Genomic DNA, 16133 nt, shown 5'->3' with positions numbered 1-16133 from the left:
CGAATGCGCGCAGGCGCGCCGTTTCGCCTCAGCCTGTGCGCAGCTGCGCTCGGTGCCATGGGCGTCTCCGCTCTCGCGCAGCAATTCGCCACCTCGACCTTCAACGAAAGCTTCCTCGGCGTCGGTGGCAACCAGCAGAGCGCCGACCTGTCGCTGTTTGCCTTCGGCAATCGTGTACTGCCGGGTCAGTACACCGTGGACGTGTCGGTCAACAGCCGAGGCGCGGGGCAGATGTCGATCCGCTTCGATGCCAAGGAGGGCAAGAACGACGCCGAGCCTTGTCTCACGCGCGGCATGCTCGACGAGTGGGGCGTCAACGTGGCGGTGTTTCCCGCCCTGGCAACGCTCACGGACGAGGCTTGCGTTGATCTGGGCGCGGCTGTTCCCGATGCCTCCTTCAGCTACGACAGTGGCAAGCTGCACCTGGCACTCAGCATTCCGCAGGCGGCGCTGAAGCGCTCGGCGCGCGGTGCCGTCGATCCCGGCAAGTGGGATCGGGGCATCACGGCCGGCATGGTCGACTACCAGATCAACTTCTCGCGCCATGGCGGCGACAACTACCGTCGCGGGCCCGATCCCTTCGCCATACCGCGCAGCGCGTTCGACGGCAATCCCTTCCGCGAGCCCTACGAAGAGCCCCGGCGCAACAGCCTGTTCGTCGGCTTGCGCGGCGGCTTCAACTACCGCGACTGGCGCTTTCGCCACTTCTCGACCTACAGTCGCGGCACGGACGGCAAGTCCCGCTGGCAGGCGGTCAACACCTATGCCCAGCGCGATCTGGGCTCGCTCAATGCCCAGTTGCTGATCGGCGATGGCAACACGCCCGGCAACATGTTCGACAGCATGCCGTTCCGCGGCGTGCAACTCGCCTCCGACGAGGCCATGCTCCCCGATAGCCAGCAAGGCTACGCCCCCACCATCCGCGGCATTGCGCAGACCAACGCGCGCGTGACGGTGCGGCAGAACGGCTACACGATCTACAGCACCTTCGTGGCGCCGGGTGCGTTCGTGATCGATGACCTTTATCCCACGGCGTCGAGCGGCGACCTGGAGGTGATCGTCAAGGAAGCGGATGGCCGCGAGATCAAGTACATCCAGGCCTTCTCCGCAGTGCCCACGTTGTTGCGCGAAGGCACGTGGCGCTTTTCCGCCACGGTCGGCAAGTACCGCCGCGCGCCCGGCGACGACTACATTCCCTACGGCGGCGGAATCGCGCAATCGCCATGGGGCCTGCCGCTGCGATCGCATGCCGAGCCTGCATTCGTGCAGGCCACGGTGGCGCACGGCCTGGGCAACGACTACAGCATCTACGGCGGGTTCATCGCCTCCGGGCGCTACCAGTCGGTGATGGCCGGCGTGGGCAAGAACATGCGCGCCTTCGGCGCCGTTTCCGCCGACCTGTCGGCCGCGCGCGCCGTCATGCCGCTGCCGCTGCTGGTCGACAGGACCTACAACGGCCAGTCGGTGCGCTTCCTCTACTCCAAGGCCTTCGATGCGGGGACCACCGTCCGGGTGGCGGGTTATCGCTATTCCACCAGCGGCTACCGCACTTTCCAGGAAGCCGCGGACATGCAAGGCCTCGATCCGAGCGAGCGTCTCAACAACCGTCGCAATGAACTGCGCCTGGAGCTCTCCCAGTCGCTGGGCGACTGGGGCTCCATGTTCGCCTCGGCGCGCCAGCAGAGCTACTGGGGTACCAGCGCCAAGGACAGCCTGGTGCAGATCGGGTACTCGGGGAACTACAAGCAGTTCGGCTACAGCATCTACTACAACCGCAGCAGCAGCTACCGAAGCAACAAGCCCAGCAATCAGATCATGCTCACCGTGAGCATTCCGCTGGGTGGCTCCGGTGCCAGTGCCCAGTATGCGATGACGCAGGAGCGCAAGGGCCGCGCCAGCCAACAGGTCAGCGTGTTCGGCACCGCGCTCGAGGATTCACGTCTCAGCTACAGCGTATCGGCCAATCGGGTCGATGACTCCGGGTCGACCGGCAGTGCCAGCGCCAGTTATCTGTCGCCGGTGGGGCGCTTCGACCTCAGCCATTCGCAGGGCGCCAGCTATCGGCAGACCAGCTTCGGCGTGGCGGGTGGCCTGTTGGCGCACGGCGGTGGCGTGACCCTGTCGCAGCCGCTGGGGGACACCATCGCACTGGTCCAGGTCCCCAAGGCGTCCGGCGTGGGCATCGAGTCGCGCCCCGGGATCGCCACCGACTGGGCAGGCAACGCCGTGGTCGCCAACGTCAGTCCCTACCGGGAGAACCGCCTGGCTCTGCGCACCCAGGACCTGGGCGAAACGGTGGAGGTCAAGAACGCGGCAATTGCGGTCGTCCCCACGCGCGGTGCGGTGGTCCTGGCGAAGTTCGAAACGGCCGTGGGTTATCGGCTGATGCTGACCCTGAGCGACCGCAAGGGCGAGCCGCTGCCTTTCGGCTCGGTGGTCGAGAACGAGGCGGGCCAGGAAATGGGCATCGTGGGTCCGGATGGACAGGCCTTCGTGACGGGGGCTGAACAGAGCGGGCGCCTCACGGTGCGATGGGGGCAGCGCGAGGAGGACCGCTGCACGGTGGTCTACAGCCTGCCCGAGGAACTCAACCCGCCTCCGATCCGGGAGCTGAACGGCCAATGCGAGACGCCCGCTGGATCGAAGGGCGCGCAACCAAAGGAGGTGAAATGAACCGCAGCCATCCATTCCATGCCATGCAGGCCGCGCGCCGTTTCCTCGGCCTGGCCGCGACGGCGTTCGCGCTGTCGTTCGGCGCCCAGGCCGAGTGCGTCATCACCCCAGGCTACATCGAGAAGACGGTCAACATGTCGATGGGCCGGGTGTACATCCCGAACGATCTCCCGGTCGGCGGCCTGATCAGGCGCGTGCTCTTCCCACTGACCTTCACCGGCAACGACAAGCCCTGGAACTGCCTCCCTAACGGCGGTAGCGTGAGAGGCGTGATGCTGCAGGGCACGGCGGTGCCTGGCTACGACCATGTCTTCACCACCGACGTACCTGGCGTGGGCGTCCGGCTTTCGCGTTACTTCAGTGAGTCCGAAGTCAGCTACTACCCGCACGATCGCTTCACTAGCAACGATTTCGGATGGTTCAAACCGGGCTCGGCCTTCCAGGTGGAGTTGTTCAAGATCGCGGCCCGCACAGGCAGCGGCCCCTTCGCGCAGGGCACCTACACCCGGTATTTCTCCCTGGGGTCGGACCAGCGCTCGGTGCTCACGACCTTCCTGCTGGGGGAAGGCATCACGATCATCACACCCACCTGTTCGGTGGACGCCGGCTCGCGCAACATCCTGGTGGATTTCGGCAAGGTGGCCAAGGGCGACTTCAGGGGCAAAGGCAGCACCGCGGCCGAGCGCAAGTTCAGCATCAAGCTCAACTGCCAGTCGGGACTGGGCGTCCAGAACATGGTGCTGCTGCGCATGGATGCCGTGCAGGACCCGTCGAACGAACCAGGCGTGCTGCGCATCACCCCGAGCGGGACCGTACTGACGGCGCAGGGCGTCGGTATCCAGATCGTCGACGACAAGCAGATGCCCGTGAAGTTCGGCGATGACGCGGAGGTCGGCCTGTCGAAGGACGGCTCTTACATCGTGCCCTTCACGGCGCGCTACTACCAGACCGGCGACAAGATCGGGGCGGGGCGGGCGGACGGCACCGCCACCTTCACGATCATGTACAGGTGATCGCGCCGGCGATCCTTAGAGCTGATCCGTCGGCACGAACCACGAGAACAGCAGCAACTGCAGCCGCGTCAGCATGCTCGAATCGGGCTCGCTGTCGAGCACCTCGTTGTTGACATCCCCCGTGCCGATCCACTGCACGTTCTCGCCATCGGGCTTGAGCACGACGCGGTAGACGCCCTCGATGTCGTCGAGCTGGTAGGCATAGAGGAGGGCCTGGGTCAGGTCGAAGCTGCGCACGCGCACGCCGAATTCGGTGTTGAACAGGGCCGAGCGCGGGTCGAGGCTCATGGATCGGTGCGCCCCTCATTCGCGGTCGATTTACGCGGTGGACCGGATGGAGGGTGACGGTATTTCTTGCGTGGTCGTGAAGGGAAATCAGGCGAAGGACTGCTGCGATTCTCGGAGATCCGCTGCAGCGTCTTGCAGCGACTGTAAGTCGAGTGAAGACAGAAGCGAGGGAAAAGGAGGGCGAAGAGCACGCGTTCTGTCGATCCATGGCAGCCCAGGAGGCGAGCCAATTTTTTCAATTGAATCGAGGAGAGGGATCATGATGTTTATTGCAAGATGGAACAGTCTCAGTAGAGGATGGATTGTCGCGGTGACTGCGTTGCTGGCTGCTTGCGGCGGCGGCGGGGAGCCAGGCATCGGACTTGGAAGCGGCACCGGCTCGCCCCCAATTGCCTCCGCGGAAAAGAGTGCTGCGGAACCGGTGGCCTCGGCGCAGGACGAGAAGCTTCCTCTTCCGGGGTACGCCGATGGCCCTGCCGATTCGGCACGCTTCCGTGTACCACAGGCGATCGCGGTGGACCGCCTGGGCAACAAGTTCGTGATCGACGTGATGGCCTATGGCGATTCGGTCATCCGGAAGATCACTCCCGATGGGAATGTCAGTACCTTGACATCTCCCACAGCGGACAATCCGTACAACCTTCTTCGGTGGAGGCCCCAGCAGAGCTTCTACATGAATGTCCTCGGCGTCGGCCCCGGCATCGTCGTCGATAGCCGGGGCGCGCTCTATGTCTCCAATGCGTCGCGGGGAACCATTGAGAAGGTGGATGTGGATGGTGTGGTGACCCTGTTCGCCGGAGTGCCGGACAGGGCTGGTAACGCCGATGGACCGGCTGGCAAGGCCCTGCTCAATCACCCGATGGCACTGGCGATCGACAGTGAAGACACGATCTATTTCACCGATCACGACGCGCAAAGAGTGAGAAAGATCTCGCCAGCGGGAGTCGTCACCACGATCGCAGGGCGTCCATTGCTCCCATCCCCTAATTATTCCGCGTGGTCCGAGGCTCCTGTCGATGGGACAGGCTTCAACGCGCGATTTGTGTCTCCAACGAAAATTGCCGTAGATGCTCAGAAAAACATTTATGTCCTCGACACCTCTTCCGTCGACAAATCGATGATCCGAAAGATCACTGCGGAAGGTGTGGTCACGACCCTGTTATCGACCAGCGGAAATCTCTGCGGTAGCGATTCAAATCCAGGAGGCACACTGGGTGCGTCGTTCGACGGACTGGCGGTCGACGCCGCTGGCAACGTCATTGTTGCGGACAGCGTCAACCATGTCCTGCGGAAGTTGTCGCCGACCGGTCAGTTCTCGACCTTTTCGGGGGCAGAGTATTCGCCCTGCCTGTCGCTGCCCAAGCCATCGCGCTATGAGAACGGGCCGCCTGCATCGGCGCGCTTTGGATTGGAAATCGGCAACATCGCGATGAGCCCACAAGGCGACCTTTATGTGGTGGATGCGGGGAACCATGTGATCCGCAAAGTGGATGCGGCAGGCAACGTGAGCACCCACGCTGGCGTGCGCAGTTGGTCCCCGTGCGCTCGTGAGGATGCTCCGATCCTCGTGGAACCCTGACCCCCAAAGCGAGTGGCGGTGCCGCTTGGCGCCGTACTCGGATCCGACCGTATTGGGATGTTGCTCGTCGCATCATTCTCGTGCGGTCGTCCGCAGCCTGATCGGCAGCGACCGGGTACAAGGAAACGGTCCGACCCTAACGGTCCAAGCCGGCTTGCACTCAGAGTTGATCGGTCGGCACGAACCATGAAAACAGCAGCAACTGCAGCCGCGTCAGCATGCTCGAATCGGGCTCGCTGTCGAGCACCTCGTTGTTGACGTCCCCCGTGCCGATCCACTGCACGTTCTCGCCATCGGGCTTGAGCACGACGCGGTAGACGCCCTCGATGTCGTCGAGCTGGTAGGCATAGAGCAGGGCCTGGGTCAGGTCGAAGCTGCGCACGCGCACGCCGAACTCGGTGTTGAGCAGGGCCGAGCGCGGGTCGAGGTTCATCGAGCCCAGCATCACCCATTCGCGGTCGATCAGCGCGAGCTTGGCATGCAGCCGGCCGCGCGCCTTCTTCAGCAGGTCGCGGAACTGGCCGCTGCGCTTGAGCTGCTGGGTGCTGACCTCGTAGAGCTCGACGCCGAGCTTGAGCATGTCGACGCGGTAGCGGTTGTAGTTGATGTTGACCAGCGGCTCGTCGCTATCGGCCAGCGAGTTGGTGATCACGCTGACCTGCACGCCGCGCCGGCGGCCTTCGCGGATGCGTGCCATGCCCTCGTCGCCCGGGATGAAGTAGGGCGAGATCACGAGCACGCTCGAGCGCGCGGTGGCGGCCAGTTCGTGGAAGCGCTGCGCCACCGATTCGGTGGGATGCCGCATCACGCCGAGCGCCTTGTTCGGGCTGTCGGCGGTGGCGTGCGCATCGGCGCGCATCCATTGCAGGGTGGTGATGTTCAGCAGCTGCAGGCCGAGCGGCGGGTCGCCGAGCACGTCGCTGTCGCCCGGCGGGTCGGGCCAGGGCGCGAAGCGCAACGAGGTGGCGGTTTCGAAGTCGGCCTTCAGCACGGCCGGCGTGCGGTGGTTGATGGCCACGGTCTCGATCGGATAGACGACGTCGCTGTTCCAGTAGGTGTCGAAGACCGCGGCCGATTCGGCCACCACCGGGCCGGCCATCAGCAGTTCGAAGTCGATGAAGTTGGCGACCTCGCTGCGCAGGAAGTATTCGTCGGCGAGGTTGCGCCCGCCCGCGATGGCGATGGCGCCGTCGGCCACGAACAGCTTGTTGTGCATGCGGTGGTTGAGCCGCCGGAAATCGCCGAAGAACTCCATCCAGCGCGTGGCCGAGTGGTCGCGCGCGTTCACGAAGGGGTTGAACAGCCGCACCGAGGCATTCGACTCGGCCGCCAGGCCGAGCAGCAGCGGGTCCATGCCGGAGGTATAGAAGTCGTCGAGCAGCAGCCGCACGCGCACGCCGCGGCGCGCGGCATCGCGCAGCTCGCGCAGCAGCAGGCGGCCGGTCTTGTCGTTGCCGAGCTGGTAGGTCTGGACGTCGATCGAGCTCTGGGCGCGGCGGATCAGCTCGAGCCGGGCATCGAGCGCGAACGAGGCCTCGATCAGCGGCCGCACGCTCGACAGCCCGTCGCGCGGCGCATCGAGATGGGCGGCGGCGCGGCCGAGCAGGGTGGCATTGGAAGCGGGGATGGCGAGCACCGGCGTGTCGGCCGCCCGTGGCGGCAGGCCGGCACAGCCTGAGAGCACGAAGGCGGCCGCCAGCGCGAGCAGCCATGCCGCGGCGCCGCGCAGGGCGGGGAACCGGGAGGCGAGGGAGGTGTGCATGACGGCGGACGCGAATGTTGCAGGGGCGGCAGGCGAAGCTTGACGGGACTATCCCGCGCCTGGTGCGTGCCGATGCCAGCTGCGTTGCGCCGGAACAACGAATCGCCATCTTCCGCAGCGCCCCCTGCACCCTCCCGGAATTGTCAAAAATGTGAACTACTTCGTTCTAGAATGAGAATGATTCTTAATGTCTTGTGAGGAGCGGAGTGGGAATGGCGGTCTTGTTGACGCGGCGCAACGGTTTGGCGCTGATGGGGTGTCTCGCGATCTACGCGAACCAGCAGGTGCTGGCGCAAACGGCCGCCACGACGGCACTGCCCGAAATCCGGGTCGAGGCCCCGGCCGAAACGGCGACCACGCCGGTGAACGGCTACCGCGCGAGGAATGCGGCGACCGCCACCAAGACCGACACGCCGCTGGCCGAGACGCCGCAGTCGGTGACGGTCGTGACCCGCGACCAGATCCTGGACCAGGGCGCCACCAACCTGCAGGACGCGCTCACTTACGCGGCCGGCGTGCGCTCCGACGCCTACGGCCTGGACTCGCGCTCCGACAGCTTCCTGGTGCGCGGCAGCGATGCCTCGGTCTACCTCGACGGGCTGCAGCTCTTCTCCGCGGGCTGGTACACCGCGACCGCGCGGCCCGATCCCTACACGCTCGAGCGCCTCGAGGTGCTGCGCGGCCCGTCGGGCATGCTGTTCGGCGCCGGCACGGCCGGTGGCGTGATCAACATGGTCAGCAAGCGGCCGCAGACGCAGGCCGCGCGCGAAGTGGGCGTGCAGTTCGGCTCCTGGGGCCGCAAGCAGATCCAGGCCGACCTGACCGGACCGCTGACGGCCGACGGCGACTGGTCGTACCGCCTGGTGGCGCTGCAGCGCAAGTCCGACACGCAGGTCGACTACGTGCCCGACGACCGCACGCTGGTCATGCCCTCGCTGACCTGGCGCCCGAGCGCCGCCACCTCGCTGACCCTGCAGGGCCTCTACCAGAAGGACAAGACCGGCAGCACCTCGCAATTCCTGCCGTGGCAGGGCACGATCCTGCCGAACGTCAACGGCAAGCTGCCCGTGAGCCGCTTCATCGGCGAGCCCGGCGACGGCTACGACACCGAGCGCAAGACCTTCGGCTGGCTGTTCGAGCACCAGTTCAACGACCACTGGTCGTTCCGGCAGAACTTCCGGATGTCGCGCACCTACAACGACTCACACTACCACTATGCGGACTTCTTCTCCATCCCCGGCGGCTGGGGCATGGACCCGATCGGCCAGCGCGTGATCGGCCGCATCAACGACAAGTCGCTGACCTGGACCCGCATGACGGGCATCGACAACCATGTCGAGGGCCACTTCGACACCGGCGCGCTGCGCCACACGCTGCTGGTGGGGGCCGAGTACTCGCGCCAGCGCCAGGACAAGTACGAAGGCTCGGCCTACAGCGCCATCGACGCCTACACCCCGGTCTACGGCCTGGGCTACGTGCCGGTGACCGACCTGAGCTGGAAGCCCCGCACCACGCAGCGCAATGCCGGCGTGTACCTGCAGGACCAGATGAAGCTCGACAACTGGATCTTCGTCGCGGGCCTGCGCCATGACCGCAGCACGGCCGGCACCGAAGGCAGTGCCTCGGAGACCACCACCGCCACCTCGCGCCGGCTCGGCGTGATGTACACGCTGCCCTCGGGCTGGGCGCCCTACCTGAGCTACACCGAGTCGTTCACGCCGCAGGCCGGCACGGACGCCAACGGCCGGCTGTTCAAGCCGCTGCGCGGCGAGCAGGTCGAGGCCGGCGTCAAGTACCAGCCCATGGGTTCGCCGACCAGCTTCACGGCCTCGGTCTTCTCGCTCAAGGAAAAGAACCGCACCGTCTCCGACAGCACCAATCCGAACTACGGCCGCCAGGTCGATTCGAGCAAGAACAAGGGCCTCGAGCTCGAGCTCAAGACCACGCTCGCGCGCGACCTCGACCTGATCGCCAACTACACCTACATCGAGGTCGACCCCAAGCTCACCGACACGCCGCGCAACCAGCTCTCGGTCTGGGGCAAGTACCGCTTCGCCGTCGGCGGCATCACGGGCTTCTCGGCCGGCGCCGGCGTGCGCTACATGAGCGGCTTCCGCGACATCGAAAGCACGGGCGCGGGCCCGCGCGTGCCGTCGGTGGCGCTGCTCGACCTGATGCTGGCCTACGAGTCGGACAAGTGGCGCTATGCGCTCAACATCAACAACGTGACCGACAAGATCTACTTCAGCACCTGCCTGGCCCGCGGCGACTGCTGGTACGGCACGCGCCGCAACGTGGTCGCCACCGCGACTTACAAGTTCTGAGGTTTTTCGAGCCGCCGCCACGCCGAGCCTCGGGGACAATTCCGCCATGTCGATGAACAGCCGAAAAATCAAGACCTGGGCCTGGGTGCACAAGTGGAGCAGCCTCGTGTGCACGGTCTTCATGCTGCTGCTGTGCCTGACGGGCTTGCCGCTGATCTTCCACCACGAGATCGGCCACCTGCTGGGCACCGAGGTCGAGGCGCCGAAGATGCCCGCGGACACGCCGCGCGTGAGCCTCGACCGCGTGCTCGAGGTGGCGCGCGCGCAGCACCCCGACCGCGTGGTGCAGTTCGCCTCGCAGCCCGAGGACGACGACGGCCTCTGGTTCGTCACGCTCACGCCCACGCCCGCACCCACCGACGACTTCAAGTCGGTCGCGGTCGATGCCCGCACCGGTGCCATCCTCGCGCAGCCGAAGTTCGACGAGGGCTTCATGTACGTGATGTTCAAGCTGCACGTCGACCTGTTCGCGGGCCTGCCGGGCAAGCTGTTCCTCGGCTTCATGGGCTTCCTGCTGCTGGTCGCGATCGTCTCGGGCGTGGTGCTGTATTCGCCGTTCATGCGCAAGCTCGACTTCGGCACGGTGCGCCGCGAGAAGCGCCCGCGCCTGAAGTGGCTCGACCTGCACAACCTGCTGGGCATCGTCACGCTGGTGTGGCTGTTCGTGGTGGGCGCCACCGGCATGATCAACACCTGGGCCGACCTGGTGATCAAGTACTGGCAGTACGACCAGCTCAGCACGCTGCTCGCGCCCTACAAGAACGAGCCCGTGGTCGCGGTGAGCGAGCGCGGCTCGGTGCAGCGCTCCTACGAGGCGGCGATGCAGCAGGCACCGGGCAACCGGCTGTCGTTCATCGCCTTCCCGGGCACCTCGTTCTCGAGCCCGCACCACACCACCTTCTTCCTGCAGGGCAAGGAGCCCTTCACCTCGAAGCTGCTGCAGCCGGTGCTGGTCGATGCGAAGACCGCGCAGGTCACGGCGGCGCCGAAGCTGCCCTGGTACCTCACGGCGCTGCTGGTGTCGCAGCCGCTGCACTTCGGCGACTACGGCGGCATGCCGATGCAGATCCTCTGGGCGCTGCTCGACATCGCGACCATCATCGTGCTGGGCAGCGGCCTGTACCTGTGGCTCAAGCGCGGCAACACCGTGCCCGCGGCGGCTTCCAGGGCGACCGCCGAACGTCCGCAGCGCGAGGAGGGCGGCGCACCGCAGGCCGATCCCGCGCCCGCATTGAAAGCCTGAGCCCATGACCGCAAAGCATCCGCAGCACCACGGCTTCTGGCGCCTCTGGGGCTGGCCGATCGCCCTCGGCCTGCTCACCATCTTCGGCCTGATCTCGGCGCTGTTCAGCGATGGCGGCCTGGGCGACGTGCTGGCCTGGATCACGCTCGGCATCCCGGTGGCGGTGGGCGTGTGGTACGGCTGGTGCCGGCCGCGTCCGGCCAGCGAGTAGCGCGTCGCATCGCATCGATGCGCGCATGGCGCGCGCCACGGTGAGAAACCCCGAGGTCCGGCCGCGGCGCGACACCGCAGAATCGGCGGCATGAAACCCGTTGCCGCCGCTGCCGTCGCCTGTCTCCTGCTCGATCTCTCTGCGGCTTCGCGTGCGCAGTCCGTGACCGAGGCGCCGTCGCCGTTCGCGGGTGCCTCTCTGCGCGAGATCACCGTCTCCACGCCGCGCGGCGAGGTCGCGCCTTTCAACGTGCCGGGCTCGGTCGATCGCGTCGACGGCGAGTCCATGCGCGATGGCCGCCTCGGCGTGAACCTGTCCGAGAGCCTGGGCGGCGTGCCCGGGCTGCAGGTGCAGAACCGGCTCAACTACGCGCAGGACCTGCAGCTCTCGATCCGCGGCTTCGGCGCGCGCTCGACCTTCGGCGTGCGCGGCGTGCGGCTCTATGTCGACGGCATTCCCGCCACCCTGCCCGATGGCCAGGGCCAGACCTCGAACATCGACATCGGCTCGCTCGACCGCGTCGAGATCCTGCGCGGACCGTTCTCGGCGCTCTACGGCAATTCCTCGGGCGGCGTGCTGCAGGCCTTCACCGCCTCGGGCGAGGGCCGGCCGAAGCTGGCCTACTCGGCGGCGGGCGGCAGCAACGGCACCTGGCGCCAGTCGCTGCAGGCCAGCGGCTCGCAGGGCGCCGTCGACTACCTGCTGGGCGCCAGCCGCTTCCAGACCGACGGCTGGCGCGAGCACAGCGCCGCGCGGCGCGACATCGCCAACGGCAAGCTCGGCATCGCGCTCGACAACGGCGACCGGCTCACGCTGGTCGTCAACAGCGTGCGCATCGATGCGCAGGACCCGCTGGGCCTCACGGCCGACCAGTACGCGCTGGCCCCGCGCCTCGCGCCGCTGGCCGTGCAGTACGACACCCGCAAGACCGTCGAGCAGACCCAGGCCGGCCTGCTCTACGAGCGCCGCCTGAGCCAGACGCAGCAGCTGCGCCTGATGGTCTACGGCGGCGAGCGCAAGACCACGCAGTACCAGTCGATCCCGCCCTCGGCGCAGCAGAACCCGCTGCATGCGGGCGGCGTGATCGACCTCACGCGCCAGTACGGCGGACTCGACCTGCGCTGGACCGGTGCCTTCACCCTGGCGGATCGTCCGTTCGAGCTGGTGGCGGGCCTGGGCTACGACAGCCTGCGCGAATGGCGCCGCGGCTACGAGAACTACCTCGGCAGCGGCGCGGCCCAGATCCTCGGCGTGCAGGGCCGGCTGCGGCGCTACGAGCGCAACGAGGTCTGGAACCTCGATCCCTATGCGCAGGCCACCTGGCGCTTCGCCGAGCGCTGGACGCTCGAGGCCGGCCTGCGGCGCAGCAGCGTGCACTTCGATTCGGGCGACCGCTACATCGTCGGCAGCAACCGCGACGACAGCGGCAGCGCGCGCTATGCCAAGACCCTGCCCGTGGCCTCGCTGCGCTTCCAGGCCACGCGCGACATCGCGCTCTACGGCTCCATCGGCCGCGGCTTCGAGACCCCGACGCTCAACGAGCTGTCGTACCGCGCGGGCGGCGCGAGCGGGCTCAACTTCGCGCTGCGGCCCTCGGTCAACGACAGCCTCGAGCTCGGCGCCAAGGCGCGGCTCGGCGGCGGGCTCTTGACCGCGGCGCTGTTTAGCACCCGCACGCGCGACGAGATCGTGACCGACACCAACATCGGCGGCCGCGCCACCTTCCAGAACGCGGGCCGCACGCGGCGCAACGGCTTCGAGCTGGCCTGGCAGCACGAGACCGAGAACCACTGGCGCACCCAGCTCGCCTACACCTGGCTCGACGCCACCTACCGCGATGCCTTCTGCTCGCCCTCGCCGTGCGCGGCCGCCAACACGGTGGCCGCGGGCAACCGCATCCCGGGTATCGCGCGGCAGTCGCTGTTCGCCTCCTTGGGCTGGGTACCGCCCGAGGGCTGGCGCGCGGGCGTGGAGATGCGCGCGCTGGGCCGCATCCAGGCCAACGACCTCAACAGCGCGAGCGCGCCGGGCTACGCGGTCGCGGCCGCCTATGCCGGCTATCTCAAGAAGTGGGAGCGCTGGGAGTTCAACGCCTTCGCGCGCGTGGACAACCTGTTCGACCGCCGCTATGCCGGCTCGGTCATCGTCAACGAAGGCAATGCGCGCTATTTCGAGCCCGCGCCGGGGCGCAACTGGACGGTGGGCATGAGCGGTTCGTACCGCTTCTGAATCTTCGAGCCACCATGAAGAACGGCGGGCACTGCCCGCCGTCGCGATGGATGGCCAAGGGCCTCAGAAGGCCGCGGGCCGCCACTTCAGCAGCCGCTTCTCGAGCGAGCTCAAGAGGAAGTCGGCCGCCAGCGCGACCACCGCGAGCACGATCATCGCCGCGAACACGCCGCTGGCATTGAAGGCGCCCTGCGCGGTCGAGATCAGCAGGCCGATGCCTTCCTTGGCGCCGAGGAACTCGCCGACCACCGCGCCGACCAGCGCGAAGCCGAAGCTCACGTGCAGGCTCGCGAGGATCCAGGACATCGCCGAGGGGATCACCACCGCCATCGTGAGCTGGCGCGGCGAGGCGCCGAGGATCTGCGCGTTCGCGATCATGTACTTGTCGGCTTCGCGCACGCCCTGGAAGGCATTGCCGAAGACCACGAAGAACACCATCACCACCGCGAGCGCCACCTTCGAGGCCATGCCCAGGCCGAGCGCGATCACGAAGATCGAGCCGAGCACCACGCGCGGGATCGAGTTGGCGATCTGGATGTAGAGGCTGAACACGTCCGACAGCAGCTTGTTGCGACCGAGCACGATGCCGCAGATCACGCCGGCGATGGAGCCGATCAGGAAGCCGATCACCGTCTCCTCGAGCGTCACCGCGACCTGCATCCAGAGCGACCCCTGGGCCGTGCCGTCGCGCATCCACTCCACGAGCTGGTCGTAGATCATGGTGGGCATCGAATAGAAGAACGGGTCGATCCACTTGAGGCGCGCCGCGATCTCCCAGCCGCCGAGCGCGACCACCAGCACGACCAGCCGCAGCGCGATGATCATGCGGCGCCGGCCGCGGATGGCCGCCTGCGCGATCTCGGATTCGCGCGCGAGCGCGGCGTCGCTGAGGGCCGAGGGAAGCTGCGCGGCGGCAGGCGTGGTGGTGGATGTGCTCATGGCGGCGTGGGAGGGTGTGACAGCGTTGTTCATTGGATGACGACCTCTTCGCGCAGGTCGTCCCAGATGTGCTTGGAGAGTTCGATGAACTGCGGGTCGTAGCGCACCTGCGCCATCACGCGCGGGCGCGGCAGGTCGATCTCGTAGACGCGCTTGAGCGTGGCGGGCCGCGCCGAGAGCACGAACACGCGGTCGGCCAGCGCGATCGCCTCCTCGAGGTCGTGGGTCACGAAGACCACGCTGCCGCCGTTGTTCGACCACAGCTGCAGCAGCTCGTCCTGCATCAGCGTGCGGGTCTGCATGTCGAGCGCGGAGAAGGGCTCGTCCATCAGCAGGATCTCGGGGTCGTTGATGAAGGTCTGGGCCAGCGCCACGCGCTTGCGCATGCCGCCCGAGAGCTGGTGCGGGTAGTGCTTGCCGAACTTGGCCAGGCCCACGCGGTGGATCCACTGCTGCGCCAGTTCCATCGCTTCCTTCTTCGGCTTGCCGCGGAAGATCGGGCCGGCCGCCACGTTGTCCTCCACGCTGCGCCACGGGAACACCGCGTCGGCCTGGAACACGAAGCCGATGCGCGGATCGACGCCGGTCACCGGCTGGCCCATCACGCGCACATTGCCGACGGTGGGCTTGAGCAGGCCGGTGATCATGTTGAGCGTGGTCGACTTGCCGCAGCCCGTGGGCCCGACGATGGCGACGAACTCGCCGCGCGCCACCGACATGCTGAAGTTGCGCAGCGCGACCGTGGCGTTGCCGTCCTGCGAGATGAAGCGCAGCGACACGTCGTCGAAGTCGATCGCGGAGGTGGCCGCGACGTTGCCGCCGCCGGAGGAGGGAGAGCCGTGGCGCATGGTCATTTCGCCGCCGCGAGGTAGGCGTTGCTGTAGGTCTTCGAGAGGTCGATGTTCTTGCTCTTCACGAGCGGCTTGTAGGTGGCCAGCACCTTGAGCACGGTCTCGGGGCCGCCCGCGGGCATCTTCGCGTCGGCGGTGAACATCGGCAGCGAGGCCTTGAGCGCCTGCACGTAGAGTTCCTTGTCGTTGCCGTAGTAGTCGCGCGGCACCTTCTCGGCGATCTCCTCGGCGCTGTGCGACTGGATGTACTGCATGGTGCGCGCGAAAGCGCGCGCCAGCTTGCCGGCCTCGGCCTTGTGCGACTCGGCCCAGGCGTTCTGCACGTAGAGGCTGGCGGCCGGGTAGAGGCCGCCGAGCGCCTTCACCGTGTCGGCCTCGGTGCGCAGGTCGACCAGCACCTTGGCGTCGCCGCTCTTGATCATCTGCGACACCGTGGGCTCGGTCGTCATGCCGGCCTGGATGCGGTCCTGCTTCATCGCGGCGATGAAGGTGTTGCCGGCGCCCACGGGCAGCAGCGAGTAGTCCTTCGAGGCCACGCCCGCGCGGTCGGCGAGGTAGCGCGTGAGGAAGTCGGTCGACGAGCCCAGGCCGGTCACGCCCAGGGTCTTGCCGCCCTTGGCATCGGCCATGCTCTTGAAGCCGGCCGCGTCGGCCTTGGTGCTGACCAGCTCGACCTCGCCCGGCACCTTGCAGAAGACGGCGATCGCCTGGATCTCCTTGCCCTTGCTCTGCAGGTCGATGGTGTGGTCGTAGAAGCCGACCACGCCCTGCACGGCGCCGGCGATCAGCTGGTTCTCGGCGTCGACGCCCGCGGGCTGCGACTGCAGCTCGACGTTCAGCCCCTCGTCCTTGAAGTAGCCCAGCGCCTCGGTGAGCTTGGCCGGCAGGTAGATGATCTTGTTGATGCCGCCCACCATGATGGTGATGGGGGCGTCGGCGGCCTGGGCGAAGGGCGTGGCGAAGGCGGCGCAGAGCGCGGCGGCGAGCAGGGTGCGGCGGGTGGCGGACATGGGGTCGGGTG

General features: G+C 67.1%; 12 protein-coding genes. 7 read left to right on the top strand and 5 right to left on the bottom strand.

All coding sequences use genetic code 11. The annotated features are described in order from the left end of the window. Positions 1 to 3: 3 nt before the first annotated feature. Together ACEN9J_RS14110 and ACEN9J_RS14105 are read left to right on the top strand one after the other, a co-directional pair. The gene (locus ACEN9J_RS14110; protein ID WP_413764382.1) at positions 4 to 2673 is read left to right on the top strand and encodes a fimbria/pilus outer membrane usher protein; all 2670 of its coding nucleotides are present in this window, start codon (positions 4 to 6) and stop codon (positions 2671 to 2673) included. Then, positions 2670 to 3686, top strand: coding sequence for a fimbrial protein (locus tag ACEN9J_RS14105; protein ID WP_413764381.1), 1017 nt, complete (start codon positions 2670 to 2672; stop codon positions 3684 to 3686). The genes ACEN9J_RS14110 and ACEN9J_RS14105 overlap by 4 nt, the downstream gene beginning before the upstream one ends. Before the next feature lie 15 nt (positions 3687 to 3701). On the opposite strand, the gene ACEN9J_RS14100 is transcribed toward ACEN9J_RS14105, so the two are convergent. Continuing rightward, positions 3702 to 3974: a hypothetical protein gene (locus ACEN9J_RS14100; RefSeq protein WP_413764380.1), complete on the bottom strand. Its 273-nt coding sequence runs from the start codon at positions 3972 to 3974 to the stop codon at positions 3702 to 3704. A 310-nt stretch (positions 3975 to 4284) separates the two neighbouring features. Here ACEN9J_RS14100 and ACEN9J_RS14095 point away from each other — a divergent pair, with 310 nt between their 5' ends. After that, the gene (locus tag ACEN9J_RS14095; RefSeq protein WP_413764379.1) at positions 4285 to 5553 is read left to right on the top strand and encodes a hypothetical protein; all 1269 of its coding nucleotides are present in this window, start codon (positions 4285 to 4287) and stop codon (positions 5551 to 5553) included. A 160-nt stretch (positions 5554 to 5713) separates the two neighbouring features. Here the strand turns inward: ACEN9J_RS14095 and ACEN9J_RS14090 are convergent, their stop codons facing one another. Then, positions 5714 to 7315 carry a phospholipase D-like domain-containing protein gene (locus ACEN9J_RS14090; RefSeq protein ID WP_413764378.1) on the bottom strand — a complete coding sequence of 534 codons (1602 nt, stop codon included), beginning with the start codon at positions 7313 to 7315 and terminating at the stop codon, positions 5714 to 5716. Positions 7316 to 7527: 212 nt separating this feature from the next. On the opposite strand from ACEN9J_RS14090, the gene ACEN9J_RS14085 reads away from it, so the two are divergent. The 4 genes from ACEN9J_RS14085 to ACEN9J_RS14070 all read left to right on the top strand — a co-directional run bounded on the left by ACEN9J_RS14085 (position 7528) and on the right by ACEN9J_RS14070 (position 13322). Then, a complete protein-coding gene (locus ACEN9J_RS14085) occupies positions 7528 to 9639 on the top strand; it encodes a TonB-dependent siderophore receptor (RefSeq protein ID WP_413764377.1) in 2112 nt (703 codons plus the stop codon). A gap of 52 nt (positions 9640 to 9691) precedes the next feature. Next, positions 9692 to 10882, top strand: coding sequence for a PepSY-associated TM helix domain-containing protein (locus ACEN9J_RS14080; protein WP_413764566.1), 1191 nt, complete (start codon positions 9692 to 9694; stop codon positions 10880 to 10882). A 4-nt stretch (positions 10883 to 10886) separates the two neighbouring features. Further along, positions 10887 to 11093, top strand: a complete 207-nt coding sequence (locus tag ACEN9J_RS14075) for a hypothetical protein (protein ID WP_261209750.1) — start codon at positions 10887 to 10889, stop codon at positions 11091 to 11093. 90 nt (positions 11094 to 11183) lie between these two features. Next, on the top strand, positions 11184 to 13322 hold the full coding sequence (locus ACEN9J_RS14070) for a TonB-dependent receptor domain-containing protein (protein ID WP_413764376.1): 2139 nt from the start codon (positions 11184 to 11186) through the stop codon (positions 13320 to 13322). A 63-nt stretch (positions 13323 to 13385) separates the two neighbouring features. Here the strand turns inward: ACEN9J_RS14070 and ACEN9J_RS14065 are convergent, their stop codons facing one another. Genes ACEN9J_RS14065 through ACEN9J_RS14055 form a run of 3 tightly spaced genes read right to left on the bottom strand, consistent with a single transcriptional unit; the run spans position 13386 to position 16122 of the window. Further along, on the bottom strand, positions 13386 to 14261 hold the full coding sequence (locus ACEN9J_RS14065) for an ABC transporter permease (protein WP_209544717.1): 876 nt from the start codon (positions 14259 to 14261) through the stop codon (positions 13386 to 13388). Between the two features lie 29 nt (positions 14262 to 14290). Then, positions 14291 to 15109, bottom strand: a complete 819-nt coding sequence (locus tag ACEN9J_RS14060; protein WP_413764374.1) for an ABC transporter ATP-binding protein — start codon at positions 15107 to 15109, stop codon at positions 14291 to 14293. 2 nt (positions 15110 to 15111) lie between these two features. Then, positions 15112 to 16122 carry an ABC transporter substrate-binding protein gene (locus ACEN9J_RS14055; protein WP_261209759.1) on the bottom strand — a complete coding sequence of 337 codons (1011 nt, stop codon included), beginning with the start codon at positions 16120 to 16122 and terminating at the stop codon, positions 15112 to 15114. Between the last annotated feature and the right edge of the window lie 11 nt (positions 16123 to 16133).

The organism is Variovorax sp. Varisp41 (assembly GCF_047325085.1).
Taxonomy (GTDB): Bacteria; Pseudomonadota; Gammaproteobacteria; order Burkholderiales; family Burkholderiaceae_C; genus Variovorax.
Note: the sequence above shows the minus strand (reverse complement) of the source record. Positions and strands in the feature narration are given on the sequence as shown.